Origin of the sequence: Sedimentitalea nanhaiensis DSM 24252, from assembly GCF_000473225.1 — a bacterium.
GTDB lineage: Bacteria > Pseudomonadota > Alphaproteobacteria > Rhodobacterales > Rhodobacteraceae > Sedimentitalea > Sedimentitalea nanhaiensis.
On record NZ_KI421509.1, the window covers coordinates 90,930 to 109,232 of the forward strand.

Annotated in this window: 17 protein-coding genes; 10 read left to right on the forward strand and 7 right to left on the reverse strand. The window is 62.3% G+C overall.

The annotated features are described in order from the left end of the window. Positions 1 to 37 precede the first annotated feature (37 nt). A complete protein-coding gene (locus NANH_RS0101995; protein WP_027260535.1) occupies positions 38 to 247 on the reverse strand; it encodes a DUF1127 domain-containing protein in 210 nt (69 codons plus the stop codon). A 125-nt stretch (positions 248 to 372) separates the two neighbouring features. Here NANH_RS0101995 and NANH_RS0102000 point away from each other — a divergent pair, with 125 nt between their 5' ends. Beyond that, complete coding sequence (locus tag NANH_RS0102000) at positions 373 to 1,251, forward strand: LysR family transcriptional regulator (RefSeq protein ID WP_027260536.1); 879 nt, start codon at positions 373 to 375, stop codon at positions 1,249 to 1,251. A gap of 4 nt (positions 1,252 to 1,255) precedes the next feature. On the opposite strand, the gene NANH_RS0102005 is transcribed toward NANH_RS0102000, so the two are convergent. Further along, entirely contained in the window at positions 1,256 to 2,218 is a 963-nt protein-coding gene (locus tag NANH_RS0102005) for an NADPH:quinone oxidoreductase family protein (RefSeq protein ID WP_027260537.1), read from the reverse strand. A gap of 339 nt (positions 2,219 to 2,557) precedes the next feature. Here NANH_RS0102005 and NANH_RS0102010 point away from each other — a divergent pair, with 339 nt between their 5' ends. The 3 genes from NANH_RS0102010 to NANH_RS0102020 all read left to right on the forward strand — a co-directional run bounded on the left by NANH_RS0102010 (position 2,558) and on the right by NANH_RS0102020 (position 5,246). Then, the gene (locus NANH_RS0102010) at positions 2,558 to 2,929 is read left to right on the forward strand and encodes a helix-turn-helix domain-containing protein (protein ID WP_027260538.1); all 372 of its coding nucleotides are present in this window, start codon (positions 2,558 to 2,560) and stop codon (positions 2,927 to 2,929) included. A gap of 50 nt (positions 2,930 to 2,979) precedes the next feature. After that, the gene (hisN, locus tag NANH_RS0102015; RefSeq protein WP_027260539.1) at positions 2,980 to 3,789 is read left to right on the forward strand and encodes a histidinol-phosphatase; all 810 of its coding nucleotides are present in this window, start codon (positions 2,980 to 2,982) and stop codon (positions 3,787 to 3,789) included. Between the two features lie 116 nt (positions 3,790 to 3,905). Then, positions 3,906 to 5,246 (forward strand): 8-oxoguanine deaminase, encoded by a 1,341-nt coding sequence (locus NANH_RS0102020; protein ID WP_027260540.1) that lies wholly within the window; start codon positions 3,906 to 3,908, stop codon positions 5,244 to 5,246. 74 nt (positions 5,247 to 5,320) lie between these two features. Here NANH_RS0102020 and NANH_RS0102025 read toward each other — a convergent pair whose 3' ends face one another. Beyond that, positions 5,321 to 6,061: a VPLPA-CTERM sorting domain-containing protein gene (locus NANH_RS0102025; RefSeq protein WP_027260541.1), complete on the reverse strand. Its 741-nt coding sequence runs from the start codon at positions 6,059 to 6,061 to the stop codon at positions 5,321 to 5,323. A gap of 108 nt (positions 6,062 to 6,169) precedes the next feature. Beyond that, on the reverse strand, positions 6,170 to 7,453 hold the full coding sequence (gene guaD / locus NANH_RS0102030) for a guanine deaminase (RefSeq protein WP_027260542.1): 1,284 nt from the start codon (positions 7,451 to 7,453) through the stop codon (positions 6,170 to 6,172). Positions 7,454 to 7,587: 134 nt separating this feature from the next. On the opposite strand from guaD, the gene mgtE reads away from it, so the two are divergent. The 6 genes from mgtE (at position 7,588) to NANH_RS0102060 (ending at position 13,737) form a co-directional block, all read left to right on the forward strand. After that, the gene (gene mgtE / locus NANH_RS0102035) at positions 7,588 to 8,982 is read left to right on the forward strand and encodes a magnesium transporter (RefSeq protein WP_027260543.1); all 1,395 of its coding nucleotides are present in this window, start codon (positions 7,588 to 7,590) and stop codon (positions 8,980 to 8,982) included. Further along, positions 8,979 to 9,542, forward strand: a complete 564-nt coding sequence (locus NANH_RS0102040; protein ID WP_027260544.1) for a 5-formyltetrahydrofolate cyclo-ligase — start codon at positions 8,979 to 8,981, stop codon at positions 9,540 to 9,542. The genes mgtE and NANH_RS0102040 overlap by 4 nt, the downstream gene beginning before the upstream one ends. 78 nt (positions 9,543 to 9,620) lie before the next feature. Further along, the gene (locus NANH_RS0102045) at positions 9,621 to 10,043 is read left to right on the forward strand and encodes a globin domain-containing protein (protein ID WP_027260545.1); all 423 of its coding nucleotides are present in this window, start codon (positions 9,621 to 9,623) and stop codon (positions 10,041 to 10,043) included. A gap of 142 nt (positions 10,044 to 10,185) precedes the next feature. Next, positions 10,186 to 10,998, forward strand: coding sequence for a TIGR00282 family metallophosphoesterase (locus NANH_RS0102050; RefSeq protein ID WP_027260546.1), 813 nt, complete (start codon positions 10,186 to 10,188; stop codon positions 10,996 to 10,998). After that, positions 10,995 to 11,924, forward strand: coding sequence for a DMT family transporter (locus tag NANH_RS0102055; protein WP_027260547.1), 930 nt, complete (start codon positions 10,995 to 10,997; stop codon positions 11,922 to 11,924). Before NANH_RS0102050 ends, NANH_RS0102055 begins: the two co-directional genes overlap by 4 nt. 34 nt (positions 11,925 to 11,958) lie before the next feature. Beyond that, positions 11,959 to 13,737, forward strand: coding sequence for an SLC13 family permease (locus NANH_RS0102060; RefSeq protein ID WP_027260548.1), 1,779 nt, complete (start codon positions 11,959 to 11,961; stop codon positions 13,735 to 13,737). Between the two features lie 213 nt (positions 13,738 to 13,950). Here NANH_RS0102060 and NANH_RS0102065 read toward each other — a convergent pair whose 3' ends face one another. The 3 genes from NANH_RS0102065 to NANH_RS0102075 form a co-directional block, all read right to left on the reverse strand. Then, positions 13,951 to 15,609 (reverse strand): FAD-binding dehydrogenase, encoded by a 1,659-nt coding sequence (locus NANH_RS0102065; RefSeq protein ID WP_027260549.1) that lies wholly within the window; start codon positions 15,607 to 15,609, stop codon positions 13,951 to 13,953. 76 nt (positions 15,610 to 15,685) lie between these two features. Then, complete coding sequence (locus tag NANH_RS0102070; protein WP_027260550.1) at positions 15,686 to 16,420, reverse strand: glutamine amidotransferase; 735 nt, start codon at positions 16,418 to 16,420, stop codon at positions 15,686 to 15,688. 104 nt (positions 16,421 to 16,524) lie between these two features. Then, positions 16,525 to 18,297, reverse strand: a complete 1,773-nt coding sequence (locus tag NANH_RS0102075; RefSeq protein ID WP_027260551.1) for an SLC13 family permease — start codon at positions 18,295 to 18,297, stop codon at positions 16,525 to 16,527. Between the last annotated feature and the right edge of the window lie 6 nt (positions 18,298 to 18,303).

Below are 18,303 nucleotides of genomic sequence, written 5' to 3' on the forward strand. Positions count from 1 at the left end.
CCGGGGAAGGCAGGGCGAAAAATGCCGTGCGGGGCGGTCAGATCCGCCAGTTGGCGGGCGCATCCCAGAGTGGACGGCGGGCCTCTGCTTCGGCCTGCGCGCGGGTGATGCCGATGTCGCACAGGGACTTGGCATCAAGGCGGCGCAGCGCCCGACGCTGACGCCACAGGCCAAGGGCCCGCACCAGACGACGGCCCAGCGAGGGCGTGCAGTGCGGTGCGGCGCGGGCGGCATTAAGGGCGGTCATGGCTATTTCCTTTCCGATTTGCGATGAATCGTGTCTATTGAATCAACTTCCTTGATAAATATGCCCGGCAGTGGCACATTATAAAAGCCAATGATTGTGCGCTCATCCATCAAGGATTGTGAAGTATGAGAAATCTCGACATTACCACCCTGCGGTCTTTTGTAGCCGTGGCCGACTCTGGCGGTGTCACCCGCGCGGCCGGCTTTCTGCATCTGACCCAATCGGCGGTGTCCATGCAGTTGAAACGGCTGGAGGAGTTGTTGGGGGTCGAGCTGTTGGACCGCTCGGGACGGACCATCGCGCTGACCGCGTCGGGGGAGCAGATGTTGACCTACGCGCGTCGGATGGTGGCGCTGAACGACGAGCTGATCGGGCGGCTGACGGATCAGGAATTTGAAGGCGAGATTGTCCTGGGTGTGCCGCACGATGTGGTCTATCCGGCGATTCCGCGTGTTTTACAGCAATTCAATGCGGCCTATCCCCGGATGAAAGTCCAACTGGTCACGGCGAATACACTGGATCTGAAAACCCGGTTCGAGCGCGGTGAATGCGACATGATCCTGACCACCGAGCCGGAAAAGGTCGCGGGAAGCCAGGTTCTGAGCGCGATCCCTCTGGTGTGGGTCGGTGCGCCCTGCGGCGTGGCCTGGCGCAAGCGACCGCTGGATCTGGCCCAGGGGCGCAGCTGCATCTTTCGGCCCATAGTCCTGCGGGCGCTGGATGGGGCTGGGGTCGAGTGGAATATAGCGATCGACACCGATTCTGATCGCGCGATCGAGGCCAGCGTAGCCGCCGACCTGGCGGTGATGGCGATGCTGGACGGGACCCAGCCACCGCATCTGGAGATCGTGGATCATTGTGGCAACCTGCCGCCGCTGCCGCTGCAATTCATCAACTTCTACACCCGCGGGAACACTGAAAGCGAAGCGTCGCAGGCGCTGATGGCCCTGTTGCGCAATGCCTTTGGCAGGCCTGCAGCCCCACGCCTGCAAGCGGCAGGCTAGGGGGCTAGTCGCCGGTTCGGATTACAACCTTGCCGGTGGATCTGCGGCTGCGCAGCAACTCGATGCCTTCGGCGACCTGCGACAGGGGCAGCACATGGCTGAGGTGGGGTTTGAGCCGACCGTCGAGATACCAGGCGATCAGTTGGGTCAGGCTGCCCCGCACCAGATCGGGGCGGAACTTCATGTAGCCGCCGATATAGAAGCCCAGGACCGAGAGGTTCTTGACCAGCAGGTGGTTGGCCGGGATCTGTGGCACCTCGCCACTGGCAAAGCCGATGGGCAGCAACCGGCCTTCGGGCTTGCAGGCGCGGAAGGCGGCCTTGAACGCCGCGCCGCCAACTGCGTCATAGACCACGTCGGCCCCGCCCAGATCAAGAACGCGCGATCGCAGATCCTCGGAATCGTCGATCAGATGGTCGGCCCCGGCCTGTTGCGCCACGGCCAGCTTGTCCGCGCCGCGCGCGTGGGCAATGACGGTTGCGCCCATCAGCTTGCCGATCTCGACCGCTGTCAGCCCGACGCCACCCGCGGCGCCGGTCACCAGCAGGGTTTCGCCGGGTTGCAACCGGGCGCGATGGTCCAGCGCCATGTGACTGGTGCCATAGGCGATCTGAAAGGCGGCGGCGTGTTCATAGCTCATCTCATCGGGAATCCGGATGGCGCGGGACGAATCAAAAACGCCCATTTCGGCCAGGCCGCCCTGACCCGAGAACACCGCGACTCGGTCTCCGACTGCCAGATTGTCAACCGAATCGCAGGTTTTCTCGATGATTCCGGACAATTCCATCCCAAGCGTAAACGGTGCTGAGGGAATATCTTGGTAACGACCCTCTAAAGTGAGCAGGTCGGCAAAATTCAATCCACAGGCCTTTATGCGGACCTGGATCTGTCCGAATCCGGGCTCGGGGGTCGCTATACGAGTAAGGTTGGCTGGGCCTCTTGACGCTACGATACGATATGCCTGCACAATAATATCCTTGTCTTTTTAACGGTTTGAGGGCACGTTTCCTATTGGGTCGCACAGTGCCGCGAATGGGCGATCCACGATCATGCCGAAAGATGATGTGGTCGTGATTGGCAGAAAAAATTGTTTCGAATCAAGAGTAAATCGTTCTGAATAAGGGGTATTCTCCCGTTATCCGAGAGCGGCCTGACTTGAAATCAACCCAAAAGCCAGTAGTATGCGCATGTGGTGGGGGAATGGGTTTGGCTACCGGGGAAGGCCATGATCGCATCGGGCGATCAAAGGTTACAGCAGTCCTCTAGTCTAACTCGTTTGTAACTAGTATTGGTAAAGGAGAATTGTATGACTCATCCCGTAGATGTGCACGTTGGAAAGCGCGTGCGCCATCGCCGGTGGCTGATTGGCATGACGCAACAGCAATTGGCTGAACAGGTTGGGATAAAGTTCCAGCAGATTCAGAAGTACGAAACGGGTGCAAACCGGGTCAGTGCCTCAAGGCTCTGGGATATTGCCGATGCGCTCGATGTGCCGGTCAGCTTCTTCTTCGAAGGACTGCAGGGCGACGAAAAACCGGAAGACAGCAAAACCACGCTGCCGGCCGATTTGATGGCGGACAAGGAGGCACTGGATCTGGTGAGATCCTATTACGCCATCCCCGAGAACCAGCGCCGCAGGCTGTTTGAACTGGCCCGAGTGCTCAGCGACGTTGCCTGACGGGCCGGGACGACTTGCAATTTGCACGCCCGGCTGGCAGTCGGACGAGCATGACCAATGCAGAAAATTCTGAACTGTCCGATTTGGGCGTGGCCCATCTGCTTGCAGATGCGGCGCGAGCGGTGATTCTGCCGCATTTCAGGCAGCCGGGGCTGATGGCGCAGAACAAATGCGCCGGAGGGTTTGACCCGGTCACAATCGCGGATCGCGCAGCCGAACAGGCCATGCGCGACCTGCTGACCGAACACAGGCCCGGCGACGGAATCCTGGGCGAGGAATTCGGCTCTATGCCCGGAGACTCCGGGCGCCAGTGGGTGCTTGATCCGATCGACGGCACCCGGGGCTTTATCAGCGGCACACCGACCTGGGGTGTGCTGATTGCTCTGGCGGACCAGAACGGTCCGATCCTGGGACTTATCGACCAACCCTATACGCAGGAAAGGTTCATTGGCGGTCTGGGTCATGCCGAAATGACTGGGCCACATGGATCAATGGCGTTGTCGACGCGGGACGGGGTGGCGTTGGACCGGGCGATCCTGTTCTCTACCTTTCCCGAGGTCGGCTCGGCTGTCGAACGGGCCGGGTTTCAGGCCGTATCCCGGCAGGTGAAATTGACCCGATACGGCATGGATTGTTACGCTTATGCCTTGTTGGCGGCGGGACAGATCGATCTGGTGATCGAGGCCGGACTGAATGCCTATGACATTCAGGCACCGATTGCGGTGATCCAGGCGGCGGGCGGTGTCGTCACCGATTGGCAGGGTGGTCCGGCACATGACGGCGGGCGGGTTCTGGCGGCTGCGAACGCTGAATTGCACGCCGCAGCCTTGCGGACCCTAAGTCAAACTCCAGAGGGTTGAGCGGGTCCGGCACCGGCGCTATGCTTGCGCCCGTGCCGAGTCCTTTGCCCGTATTCTGTCGGCGCGCCATCACACTTCATACCGAATCGGGCCAAACCTGAAGTGTGGAGACTGTCATGTCCGAAATCCTGATCCAGAAGGCCGATTCCATCCTGACCATGGACGACGCGCGCCGCGAACTGGCGGGTGCCGATATACTGCTGCGCGACGGGGTGATCGCGGCCATTGGTGAAAACCTGACCACGACCGGGGCGGTGCATTCGGCACGGGGCTGCGTGGTGACGCCGGGGTTGGTGAACACCCATCACCATCTGTACCAGACCCTGACCCGCGCGGTGCCCGGCGGACAGGACGCGCTGCTGTTCGGATGGCTCAAGACCCTCTATCCGGTCTGGTCCCGGTTCGGACCCGAGGAAATATTCGTTTCAGCCCAGATCGGGCTGGCAGAGCTGGCGCTGTCGGGGTGCTCGCTCAGCTCGGATCACCTGTATCTTTATCCGAACGGGGCACGATTGGATGATACCATCGCGGCGGCAGCCGAAATTGGAATGCGGTTTCATCCAACCCGCGGTGCGATGAGCATTGGTGAGAGCGCAGGCGGTTTGCCCCCCGATGCGCTGGTCGAGGCCGAGCTGGCTATTCTGGACGATTGTATCCGGGTGATCGATGCCCATCACGATGCACGCGAGGGGTCGATGTGCCGGGTGGGGATCGCACCGTGTTCGCCGTTTTCGGTAAGTCGCGACCTGATGCGCGATGCGGCGCTGTTGGCGCGGGACAAGGGGGTGATGCTGCATACCCATCTGGCCGAAAATGACGAAGATGTCGCCTATAGCGAGGCGACATTTGGCTGCCGTCCCGGTCAATATGCCGAAGATCTGGGCTGGACCGGTCCCGATGTCTGGCACGCCCATTGTGTCAAGCTGGACGGCGCGGAAATCGACCTGTTTGCCCGCACCCGCACGGGCGTTGCCCATTGCCCCTGTTCCAACTGCCGCCTGGGCAGTGGCATCGCCCCGGTGCGCAGGATGCGCGATGCCGGGGTGCCGGTGGGGTTGGGGGTGGATGGCTCTGCCAGCAACGACAGCGGCACACTGATTGGCGAAGCCCGTCAGGCGATGCTGTTGCAACGGGTTGCCAACGGGGCCGACGCCATGAGTGCGCGCGAGGCGCTGGAGATCGCAACCCGTGGCGGGGCGGATGTGCTGGGGCGGCCCGATTGCGGTCGGATCGCGGTGGGCAAACGCGCCGATATCGCCCTGTGGGACACGACCGGGATCGAGAGCGCCGGGAGCTGGGATCCGGGGGCGCTGTTGCTGGCCGGACCTGTGCGGGTGAAGCATTTGTTCGTCGAGGGCCGGCTGGTGGTGGCCGATCACCGGATCGCCACTTTGGATCTGCCGCGCGTCATCGAACGGCAGAACGCTCTGGCGCAAGGCCTGTCTGCAGCGATCTGAACGTTGCGCGACACGGACGAACGGCGCCGCCCATAGGACGGCGCCGTTCTCACGAGGCCGATCTTGGCCTGAACTTAGGCGGCTTTGCGGCGGCGCAGACCCGCGGCACCGAATCCGGCCAGCGCAAACACCAGCAAAGAGCCGGCCGCCGGCAACGGCACTGCCGAGATCGTCGGTTCAACCTGGAAGCTGAGCGTATAGCTCAGGCCCGACGCGCATTGCGTGTTTACGCCGGGATCGGCAGCCACATAGATCTGGCCGCAGGTGCCGGTTGCGTCCAGCAGGCTGCTATAGATGCCGGCACCGCGCATGAAATCAGGCGCGTCATAGCTGGACGGTGCCACGTCGAACGTGTTTCCGACCTTGGTGGCTTCGAGCCCGTCCAACCGGAAAACGGTTGGAGTGATCGAGCTTTCCTCGAGCGTCCAATAGGGCGCTTCTGCGCCAAAAGTGTTCTGTTGCAGGAAGCCAGCCGGTGAGGGCGACAGAAAATCATACTCGATGCCGGGCAGGTTGGTCGCCCAGGCGATGCTGGCACCGACGATCTGCATGCCTTCGGCGATGGCGATCAGGAAAGTGTCGGCTGGATCGTTTGCACTGTAGACCGAACCGGAAAAGGTGTTCGTGCCCGCGACGAGGTTGAACAGGCCGACATCCTCGGCGCCGCCCAAAGTGTCGAAATCGCCGGCGGGAAAACCGCCTTCGGCAACGATCGCGGCTTCGTCGAAGCTGCCCGTGTAGGGAACGACAACGGTACCGGCATGTGAGCCTGTCGCCGCCGCGATGGCGAGTAGGGACGTAAATAATTTTTGCATGAATCTATTCTTTCTGGCCAATGAGCTTTCGTTAAATCGTTAACCTGTAAAGACTTGATACAGCGTAAGCGCCGGTTTCGCCAGTCTGAACCTGATTTTCGGTAAATTTTAGCGGCTCGCGCCGGCGATCCAGGTCTCTGCAATGGCGCGGTCGTCGCCCATCATGATGGTGGCAAACAACGACTCCCAGATGTCTTTGGCCTGTGCGGTCCGTTGGGCGATTGCGGGGGTCGAGGCCAGATCCAGCACGATCAGATCGGCCTCGTGCCCCACTTGCAGGTTGCCGATCCGCCCGTCCATATGCAGCGCGCGGGCCGAGCCGACGGTGGCGAGCCACAGCAATTGCGCCGCGTGCAGGGGCGTGCCGCGCAGCTGCCCGATTTCGTAGGCTGCCGCCATCGTGCGCAGCATCGAAAAGGATGAGCCGCCCCCGGTGTCCGTGGCCAGCCCGACGGTCTGGCCCTGCGCCATCAGCCCGGCCATGTCGAACAGGCCGGAGCCGATGAAAGTGTTGGAGGTCGGGCAATGCACCAGTGCGCCACCGACCTCGCGCAGCCGGTCCTGCTCGCGCGGCTCAAGGTGGATGGCGTGCCCGTAAAGGCCGCGTGCGCCCAACAGCCCATGCGCCTCGTAGGTGTCCAGGTAGTCACGCGCCTCGGGGTACAGGGATTTCACCCAGGCAATTTCATCGACCTGCTCGCTGAGATGGGTCTGCATCAGGCAATCGGGATGTTCGGCCCACAGCGCACCCATCGCCTCCAACTGTTCCGGCGTCGAAGTCGGTGAAAATCGCGGCGTGATGGCATAGCCGATCCGGTCCACGCCGTGCCACCGCGCCAGCAACGCCTTGCTGTCGTCATAGGCGGATTGCGGCGTGTCACGCAGGCCTTCCGGGGCGTTGCGGTCCATGCAGGTCTTGCCGGCCACGACGCGCTGGCCCCGGCGTTGTGCCTCGGTAAAAAACGCATCCACGCTTTGCGGATGGATGGTGGCAAAGCTGCACATGGTGGTGGTGCCATGGGCGGCCGTCAGGTCGAGATAGCGCGCGGCGATTTCGGCGGCATAATCGGCATCGGCAAACCGCATTTCTTCGGGAAAGGTATAGGTGTTCAACCAATCGATCAGCCGCTTGCCCCAGCTGGCGATCATCGCGGTCTGCGGGAAATGCACATGGGCATCGACGAACCCCGCCATGATCACCCGGTCGCCGCGATCTTCTATGCGCGCTTGTGGATAGGCGCGGGTCAGGGCATCGGTGGCACCGAGCGCGGCAATTCGCCCGCCGCTGATTGCAACCGCTTGGTCGATGCGGGCCGCCTCTGTGGGGGGGGCGTCAAAGGGTGAACCGTCAAAGGACAGCACCTGTCCTTTCAGAATTGTCGTGTCGTCCATAAACCCGCCCCTTTTTGCAGCCGTATTGCCAGAGCAAAGACTACAGGGCCGAATTCTTCCGGTAAATTCCGCTATTGTCATTGTTTTCGGGTAGCAGCTTCTTCTATTTTGCGGCCAATTGCGGGGAGCAGAGAATGGTTGAAGACACCGATCGGGTCGAAGACGAGCAAACCCGCGACGACTCGTCCTATGTGCTGAACCGGCGTGCCGTCGCAGCAATTCTGTATGCGGTGGATACCGAGGATCAGACCCAGCTGACCGAATTGATGGAGCCGCTGCACGCGGCTGATATCGCCGACCTTCTGGAACAGCTGAATTCTTATGACCGGGCCCGGCTGATCCGTCTGTATGACCGTGAATTCGACGGGGATATCCTGTCGGAACTGGACGAGAGCATCCGCGAAGAGGTCATCGCGACCCTGCGCCCGCAGGTTCTGGCCGATGCGGTCCGCGAACTGGAAAGCGACGATGTCGTCGATCTGATCGAGGATCTGGAAGAGCCGCAGCAAGAGGCGATTCTGGACGCATTGGAAGACTCCGACCGGGTTGCGGTGGAACAGGCGATGGCCTGGCCCGAAGGCTCTGCCGGTCGTCTGATGCAGCGCGAAGTGGTGATGGCGCCCGAGCACTGGAACGTCGGGCAGGCCATCGACCATTTGCGCAATAGCGACGAGTTGCCCGAGCAGTTCTATCATATCGTGCTGGTGGATCCGCGGATGCACCCGATCGGCAATGTCACCCTGGGCAAGCTGATGGGGTCACGCCGTGAGGTGCCCCTGATTGATCTGACCGAAGACATGTTCCGGGTGATCCCGGCCACCCAGGACGAAGAAGACGTGGCCTATGCGTTCAACCAGTATCATCTGATTTCGGCGCCGGTGGTCGACGAAGAAGGCCGGCTGGCCGGGGTGATCACCATCGACGACGCCATGGCGGTGTTGGACGAGGAACATGAAGAAGACATTCTGCGTCTGGCCGGGGTTTCCGATGACAGTTCGCTGTCCGACAGCGTCGCGGACACGGCCAAGCGTCGTCTGCCGTGGCTGGCGGTGAATTTGCTAACGGCGATCCTGGCGTCGCTGGTGATTTCCCAGTTCGAGGAAACGCTGTCGAAATTCGTGGCGCTGGCGGTGCTGATGCCCATCGTTGCATCCATGGGGGGCAATGCAGGAACCCAGTCGCTGACAGTGGCGGTGCGGGCGCTGGCGACCAAGGATTTGACCGGAGCCAACGTATGGCGGGTGATCCGGCGCGAGGTCGTTGTCGGCTTGCTGAATGGGCTGGTCTTTGCCGTGTCCATGGGAATTATCGGTCTGGTCTGGTTCAATTCGCCCATAATCGGTTATGTGATCGCGGTGGCTATGGTGATCAATCTGATGGTGGCGGGTTTGGCGGGAACCGTGATTCCGGTTGTTATGGACAAGATGGGGGTCGATCCGGCGCTGGCGTCGGGCACCTTTGTTACCACGGTAACCGACGTGGTCGGATTTTTCGCCTTTCTGGGGCTGGCCGGTATGGTGATGATGTGAGCGATCTGGAACAACGCAAGGCCGCAGCGCGCAAGGCCGGATTCGCCCGGCGCAAGGCCGCACATGCGGCGACGAACGGGGCTAGTTCGGCCCTGCTGTCCGAGGTGCTGGCCGGGTATCGCGGTGTGCCGCTGTCCGGATACGTGCCGATCCGCACCGAGATCGACCCGCTGCCGGCGATGGCCGAAGCGGCGGCGCACGGTCCCGTGGGCGTGCCGGTGATTTTGGGCGCGGGTAAGCCGCTGCGGTTCAGTCGCTGGGAACCGGGTGGTGCGATGCGGGACGGGCCTTTTGGTGCCAGCGTACCCGAGGTTGATGATTTTCTGGATCCCGAGATCGTGATTGTGCCGCTGGTGGCGTTTGATCTGAACGGCGGGCGATTGGGATATGGTGGCGGGTTTTATGACCGTACACTCGAGCGGCTGCGCCGCAAGCGGGCCACGCTGGCCATCGGTTTTGCCTATGACGCGCAACTGGCCGAGGATCTGCCGCTGGAGGCGACCGATCAGCCATTGGACCTGATTGTGACCGAAAGCCGGGTGCTGACGCCGGGGCTGTGACCGGCGGGCATGGTGCCAGATCAAGTCGCGCGCAGCCGGGCTGTGCTAATGATTCGTTCAGTGCAGAAAGGAGAGGTCATGGAACTCACTTCCGCTGAACATGAGATGGTCCGCAAGAGTCTGGATCGGCTGCGTTCGGAATTTGACGGGCATTCGCTGTATTTCTACGAGGCCCTGTTTCGCCGCGCCCCCAAGATGCGCACCCTGTTCCGCGAGGATCTGGCGGGGCAGGGGATGAAATTCATGAGCACGCTGGGCGTGATCGTGGAAAAGCTGAACGATGAAGACTTCAGCGAAGCGCAATACAACGGGCTGGGTCGCAAACATGCCATGCTCGGGATCAAGGCGGCCCATTTCGCGCCGATGGGCGAAGCGCTGATCGAGACCCTGCGCGCCGGGCTGGGCGAGGATTTCACGCCGGAACTCGAAGCCGCATGGAGCAAGGCCTATGATAAGGTGTCGGCCAACATGATCCGCCGCGGGGCGATACCCGGTGCCTGACCAGAAATTGCGCGCCTTTTCCTGTTCTGCCGGGTGAGAGGGCAGAGTTGGGATTCGTGGCCGTGATCGCCGGGCCGCCGCAGACCTGAATTGCCTTTAGCGCGTGCTTGCCCTTGGGGCTGTCACTCTCTAACACGCGGGCATGAGAATTCTGTTTCTGGGCGATGTGATGGGCCGCGCCGGGCGCGCCGCCATCAGTGAACACCTGCCACGGCTACGCGCCGATTGGCGGCTAGATTTTGTCGTGGTGAACGGCGAGAACGCGACCAGCGGTATGGGCCTGTCGGGGGATCATGCCAAGGCGCTGCTGGCTGCCGGGGCGGATTGTCTGACTTTGGGCGATCATGCGTTTGACCAAAAGGACATGCTGCAGTTCATCGAAAACGAGCCGCGAATCATCCGCCCGTTGAATTTTGCCAAGAACGCGCCCGGCAAGGGCTATCGGCTGTTCACCGCTCCGGGGGGGCGCAAGGTGCTTGTGTTGCAGGTGCTGGGGCAGGTGTTCATGAAACGCGCCTTTGACGATCCGTTTTCGGCGGTGGAAACGGTGTTGAAATCGCACCCCCGTGGCGGGCTGGCCCATGCGGTCATCGTGGATGTGCATTGCGAGGCGACCTCGGAGAAGATGGCGATGGGCCATTACTGCGACGGGCGCGCCAGCCTGGTGGTGGGCACCCACACCCATGTGCCAACGGCGGATGCGATGGTGCTGCCGGGTGGCACCGGATATCTGAGTGACGCAGGCATGTGCGGCGATTACAATTCGGTCATCGGCATGGACAAGGCCGAGCCGATGCGCCGGTTCATTACCGGGATGCCCAAGGCGCGGTTCACCCCGGCCGCGGGCGAAGCGACGCTTTCGGGTATTTTTGTCGAAACCGACAACCGCACCGGCGCGGCACAGTCCGTTCAAATGGTGCGGGTCGGCGGCCGATTGGAGCAATCCGCGCCGTGACCCGACGAGAGGTGGTCCTGTTCATGCTGATCCTGATCGCGTTGGGCGCGGGATGGGGGCTGACGGTACCTCTGTCAAAGATTGCTGTCAGCACCGGACACCGGCATTTTGGGCTGATCTTCTGGGACACGTTTATCGGGGCTGCACTGTTGGGCGTGGTTCTGGCGCTGCTGCGGCGGCCCCTACCGTTGAACCGATCCGCGCTGCGGGTCTATGTGGTGATCGCGCTGCTGGGCACCTTGATCCCGAATGCCGCTTCGTATCAGGCGCTGCATCATCTGCCGGCCGGGGTCGTGGCGGTTCTGTTGTCGCTGGTGCCGATGCTGGCGTTTCCCATCGCGCTGGGGCTGGGGCTGGAACGGTTTAGCCTGCGCCGCTTTGCGGGTCTTTTCGGCGGCTTGATCGGGGTCCTGCTTTTGGTTCTACCGCAGGCCAGCCTGCCGGATCCGGCGATGCTGATCTGGGTACCTTTGGCGCTGGTGTCTTCGGTCTGTTATGCGTGTGAAGGCAATTACGTGTCGCGCTGGGGGACGGCGGGGCTGGGTCCGATGCAGGTTCTGCTAGGGGCCTCACTGGTGGCAGCCGGTCTGTCGCTGCCGCTGGCGCTGGTCACGGGTCAATTTATTTCGCCGTTGCGCAGCTATGGGGCGGCGGAATGGGCGCTGATCGTTGCGGCTCTCATCCATGTAATCACCTATTCCTGCTATGTCTGGCTGGTGTCGCGGGCCGGGTCGGTGTTTGCGGTTCAGGTCAGCTATCTCGTGACCGGGTTTGGCGTACTGTTTTCGCTGGTGATTCTCGGTGAAAGCTACTCGCCATATTTCTGGGCGGCGATGGGGATCATTCTGGCGGGAGTATTCCTGGTGCAGCCGCGACGGCAAGATGCACTTGCCCCCGGCGCGTCAATCGTGGAAACTGCGCGCTAGCCGATTACCCCTGCGCCCGGACCTCACAGAAAACATGCAGCTTTTCCAGCTTTCCGACACCGGCAGCGCGATCCTGTCGCTGGCCATCGTGGCCGCGATGTTCGTGTTGTTCCTGCGAGAGGCATTTCCGACCGAAGTGGTTGCGATTACGGGCGTATCCCTGATGCTGGTGACCGGTGTGCTGCCCTATGAGGCGGCCCTGCCTGTGCTGGCCAACCCGGCCCCCTGGACGATAGCGGCGATGTTCATCATCATGGGGGCGCTGGTGCGGACCGGGGCGCTGGATGCCTTTACGTCGCTGGCGCAGAAACAGGCCAGCGTGAATCCCCGGTTTGCGATTGGCATGTTGATGGCCTTTGTGGTGCTGGCCTCGGCTGTGGTGTCCAACACGCCGGTGGTGGTGGTGATGATCCCGGTGTTCATCCAACTGGCGCGGACGCTGGAGATGTCGGCCAGCAAGCTGCTGATCCCGCTCAGTTATGCTGCGGTGATGGGGGGGACGCTGACGCTGATCGGGACCTCGACCAACCTGTTGGTCGACGGTGTTGCGCGGGCCAACGGAATGGAGGCCTTTACCATCTTCGAGGTCACGCCGCTGGGCCTGGCGGTTGTCGCTTGGGGGATGATCTATCTGCGCTTTGTCGCACCGCGCCTGCTGCCGGATCGCGACAGCATGGCAATGATGCTGAGCGACCGGTCGCGGATGAAGTTCTTTACCGAGGCGGTGATTCCCCCCGAGAGCAACCTGATCGGGCGGGAAGTGACGGGGGTGCAGCTGTTCAAGCGCGAAGGCGTGCGGCTGATCGACGTGGTCCGGGGAGATGTGTCGTTGCGGCGCAATCTGAAAGGCGTCGAGCTGCAGGTGGGTGACCGGGTCGTGCTGCGAACGCAGATGACCGAGTTGCTGAGCCTGCAGGCCAACAAGGAGTTGAAACGCGTCGACCAGGTGTCCGCGGTCGAAACCTCGACCGTCGAAGTTCTGATCACACCGGGCTGCAAGATGGTCGGGCGCAGTCTGGGCGCGCTGCGCTTGCGGCGGCGCTACGGCGTCTATGTTCTTGCGGTGCATCGGCGCAACCAGAATATCGGGCGGCAACTGGACGATCTGATAGTGCGGGTTGGCGATACGCTGCTGCTGGAGGGAACGCCGGGCGATATTCAGCGGCTGGCGGCGGATATGGAGATGGTAGATGTCAGCCATCCCTCGGCCCGCGCATATCGGCGCAGCCACGCGCCGATCGCCATCGCGGCGCTGACCGGTATCGTATTGCTTGCGGCATTGGGGGTCGCGCCCATCTTGTACCTGTCGATCCTTGCGGTGTCCGTGGTTCTGATCACAGGTTGCATCGACGCGGACGAGGCATTTTCCTTTGTCGATGGGCGGCTTCTGGCGCTGATCTTTTCGATGCTGGCGATCGGGGCCGCGTTGGAAAGTTCTGGCGCGGTGGGGATGATCGTCAACGCGATTGCACCCTTTCTGGATATACTGCCACCGTTTCTGGTGGTCTGGGCGATTTATCTGCTGACCTCGGTGCTGACCGAACTGGTGTCCAACAACGCGGTAGCCGTCGTCGTGACGCCGATTGCCATTGGTCTTGCCAGCGCGATGGGGCTGGATCCCCGACCGCTGGTTGTGGCGGTGATGATCGCGGCTTCTGCCTCGTTTGCCACGCCAATCGGGTATCAGACCAATATGCTGGTCTATGGCCCCGGTGGCTATCGGTTCACCGATTTCATGCGTGTCGGTATCCCGTTGAATCTATCGATCGGGCTGCTGGCTTCGGCACTGATTCCGCTGATCTGGCCGCTTTGATCCAGCGGAGCACGCGTGCCGCGCGCACTTGAATGATTTGCGTTCAGGCCACGCGGGCCTTGAGGGACGCTGTCCCTCAAACTCCCTGAAGTATTTGGTGCAAGAGGAAGGCTTTGGTGATCCTTCAGTTATTCCTCTTGCGAAAAATACTCCGGGGATGAGCAGGCTTAGCCTGCGAAGGGGCAGCGCCCCTTGGTGATGCGCGGGGCGAGCTCAGGCGATGGCGGTCGAACGTCCGGCTTTGCGCCCGGAAAAGATGCAGCCGCCGAGAAAGGTTCCCTCCAGCGCGTTGTAGCCGTGGTAACCGCCGCCGCCGAACCCGGCAATTTCACCGGCGGCGAACAGGCCTGGCACCGCCTGCCCATCCGAACCGATCATCTGGCTGTCCAGATTAGTCTGTAATCCGCCCAGTGTCTTGCGGGTGAGAATGTTCAGCCGCACAGCGATCAAGGGGCCATTGGCGGGATCCAGAAACCTGTGCGGCTTGGCGGTGCGGATCAGGCGATCGCCGCAATAGTTGCGTGCGGCGTGGATTGCCATCATCTGCACATCCTTGGTGAAGGGGTTGTCGACCTGTGCGTCCCGCGCCGCGATTTGCGCCTGCAGTGCCGTCATGTCGATCAGGTCATTCCCGGCGATGCGGTTCATCCCCCTGACCAGATCGCCCAGCGTATTGGCCACGACAAAATCCTTGCCATGCTTCTTGAACGCCTCGACCGGGGCGGTCGCCTTGGCACCGGCCAGAATGCGTTGGCGGATCACTTTGGACCATTTGCCCGAGGTGAAGTCGGGATTCTGTTCCGAACCTGAAAGCGCGAATTCCTTCTTGATCACCTTCTGGGTCAGAACGAACCAGCTGTAGTCGTGTCCGGTTTTCAGGATCTCGCGCAGCGTGGACAGGGTGTCAAAACCCGGCAGGCAGGGTGGCGGCAGGCGGCGTCCGGTGGCATCGAACCACATGGAGGACGGCCCCGGCAGGATACGGATGCCGTGGGAAGGCCAGATCGGGTCCCAGTTCTGTACCCCTTCGGTATAGTGCCACATCCGGTCGCCGTTGATGACATGGCCGCCAGCGGCTTCGGAAATTGCGATCATCCGCCCATCGACATGGGCCGGAACGCCGGCGATCATTTTCGCGGGCGGTCCACCCAGTCGATCCGTTGGCCACGCTTGACGCACCAGATCGAAATTGCCTCCGATGCCGCCGGAGCTGACGATGATCGAGGGGGCGAAAAGTTCGAATTCATCCGCCACCTCGCGGTTGGTTTTCCGGCCACGCGACGCGCTGTCAGGGGCCAGGACTTCGCCTGCCACACCGGTGGCGTTGCCGTTTTGCAGGATGATCCGGCTGACCTGATGACGGAATTTCATCTGGATCAGCCCATTGGCGGCATGTTCGCGCACGCGTCGTTCGAAATGTTCCATGACACCTGGTCCGGTGCCCCAGGTGATGTGAAACCGGGGCACCGAGTTTCCGTGCCCGTCTGCCCATCCGCCGCCGCGTTCGGCCCAGCCCACCACGGGAAACCAGCGCAGGCCCATTGCGTGCAGCCAAGGCCGCATTTCGCCAGCGGCGAAATTGATATAGGCTTCGGCCCATTTGCGCGGCCATTCGTCTTCGGGGCGGTCGAACTGGGCGCTGCCCAACCAATCCTGCAAGGCCAGTGCGCCGCTGTCGCGGATCCCCATGCGCCGTTGTTCGGGGGTGTCGACCATGAATAATCCGCCGAGGCTCCAGAACGCCTGACCGCCAAGAAACCCTTCGGGCTCCTGATCCAGCAGTATCACTTTTTTCCCCCGGTCGCCCAGTTCCGCAGCAGCTGTCAGCCCGGACAACCCTGCACCCACGATGATCACGTCCGCGTTGTCCATCCGCCTCTCCTGTTTCAGGACAGGTTATGCAGGTCGGGGTCGCTCAGGCAATGGGCCGACGGTGCGCGCCGTGGGGTCAGCCATAGCGGGCGGCAAAGCGGCGCAGGATTTCACCGGGTTCGGTGACCGTGGCGGCGTGGCAGAGCTCGATCAGCGCGTCTGCCTGTTCAGGCGGGAAATAACCGTGGTTGCGGTAGATCCGGATGCGGCGTTCGAAATCGCCTGCATCCGCCTCGGGATGGAATTGTGTGGCATAGACATTCTGCCCATAGCGGATCATCTGGATCGGGCACGGGTCCGAAGCCAGCAGATGCACACAGCCCGGCGGCAGGGCCTGAACCGCTTCTTTGTGACCGACGAAGGCCTGGAAATTATTGTCCAACCCGGCTGTCAGCGGGTCGGATTGCGCCTCTGGGGTCAGGCGGCAATCGGTTGGGCCGACCGCTTCGCCGTACCGGGCCTTGCTGACCTCGCCGCCCAGATGATGAGCCAGGATGCCCAGCCCGTAGCAACATCCCATGAAGGGATGATCGCGGGCGATGATTTGCGGCATCAGGGCCAAGATCTGGGCTTCGGTCCGGGCATCCAGATCGGATTTTGTCTCGGCGGGATCGCTGACACAGCCGGGGCCGCCGCCCACGATGACTCCGGCATAGATGGATACGTCCAGAGTGCTGGGCAGCGTTTCGCGGTCCAGCCGCACGCGGTGGACGCGCGCGGTGTCCAGTGCGCATTTGTTCAGGATTGCGGCGAACTCGTCATCCGCAGCGTCGGACTCGGGGCGCAGTTGCAGGATCAGAAAGCGTTTCATGACCTGGGCTTATCGGGCGAGCTGCGCACTGTGAAGCGGTTTTCGCGCGGATCAACGATGTCGCGGCCAATTTTGCCCGGTTTCCTGCTGGACCCCGCCTGACCCTAGAGCGGCCAGAACAGCAGGATTGCGGGGATCGAGACCGCGACGATGATGATTTCGAGCGGCAGGCCCATGCGCCAGTAGTCGCCAAACTGATAGCCGCCGGGGCCCAGGATCAGGGTGTTGTTCTTGTGCCCGATCGGCGTGAGAAAAGCCGACGACGCCGCCACGGCCACGGCCATCAGGAAGGGATCGGGTGACACCCCAAGGGTTTGCGCCATCTGAATGCCGACCGGAGCGGCGACGATGGTGGTCGCGGTATTGTTCAGCACATCCGACAGCGTCATGGTCACGACCATCAGCGCCGTCAGGATCGCCCAGGCCGGCATGCCCCGGGTCAGATCGGTCAGGGCGCCCGCGATCAATTGGGTTCCGCCCGAGGTTTCAAGTGCCGCGCCAAGTGGGATCATCGACCCCAGCAGCACCACCACCGGCCATTCGACATGGTCATAAATCTCGGCGATGGGCAGGATCCGGGTCAGCACATAGGCCACCACCACCAGCCCCAGCGCAATTGGCAGGTACACAAGCCCCAGGCTGGCCGCTGCAACCGCCACGGCGAACAGGCCGGTCGCGAGCCAGACCTTTTCATTGGCGGTCACATTCAGCCCCCGTTCGGCCAGCGGCAGACAGCCCAGCCATTCGGTCACGTCCGGCCCCCGGTCGCGCGGGCACAGCAGCAACAAGATGTCGCCGGGCAGGATTTCGGTCTGGCGCATGTGCTTGGTGATCCGCTGGCCCTGGCGCGAGATTCCCATCAGCACGGTGTTCTGCCGCCAGGACAACCCGATGCCCTGGGCGGTCTTGCCCGCGATGCGGGCAGATTCGCGCACCACGACCTCGATCACCTCCAGACCTTCGCCGGCGGCGGTGAGCATTTCCTGACGTTTGGCATCCGAGAAATCGAGTTTGAGTGCCGAACGGAATTCATCCAGCGCGTCGGGCCGCGCCTCGAGTACCAGCGTGTCGCCCCCTCGCAGCAGCGCATTGGCCGCGCGGCCATAGCGCCGCTTACCATCGCGGATCAGCCCCAGAATGGCCACGTCGGTCTTTTCGGCCGTCTCGTCCAGTTCCGCCAGACGTTTGCCGATCTGATCCGAGCCTTCGGGCACGGTCAGTTCTGCTATGTATTCGGCCAGTTTACCCGCTCCGCCCGTGGCTTCGCCACGGTCGGGGATCAGCCGCCAGCCGATCAGGGCCACAAAGATCAGGCCGGCAATTGCGGCGATCCCGCCTACCGGGGCAAAGTCGAACATCCTGAACGGCTCTCCCAGCGCATCGGCCCGGATCGACGCGATAATGATGTTCGGCGGGGTGCCGATCAGCGTGGCCATCCCGCCCAGGATAGTGGCAAAGCTCAGCGGCATCAGGCTGAGCCCCGGGCTGCGTTCGGCCTTGCGCGCGGTCTGGATATCGACCGGCATCAGCAGGGCCAGTGCGGCGACATTGTTCATAAAGGCCGACAGTACCGCGCCGATGCCGCCCATCAGGGCGATGTGCCCCTGCAGCGCGCGGCTGCTGTCGACCATTGTGCGGGTGATCAGAAACACCGCCCCCGAACGCACCAGCCCGGCCGAAACGATGAGAACCAATGCCACCACCAGCGTGGCGGGATGCCCAAAGCCGGAAAACGCATCCTCGGTCGGCACGACTCCCAGTACGACGCCCAGCATCAGGGCTGAAAACGCCACCAGATCATATCGGAAGCGCCCCCACAGCAAGCCTGCGAATACGGCGCCAAACAGCGCGAAAAGGATGATCTGGTCGGTGGTCATGTGGTG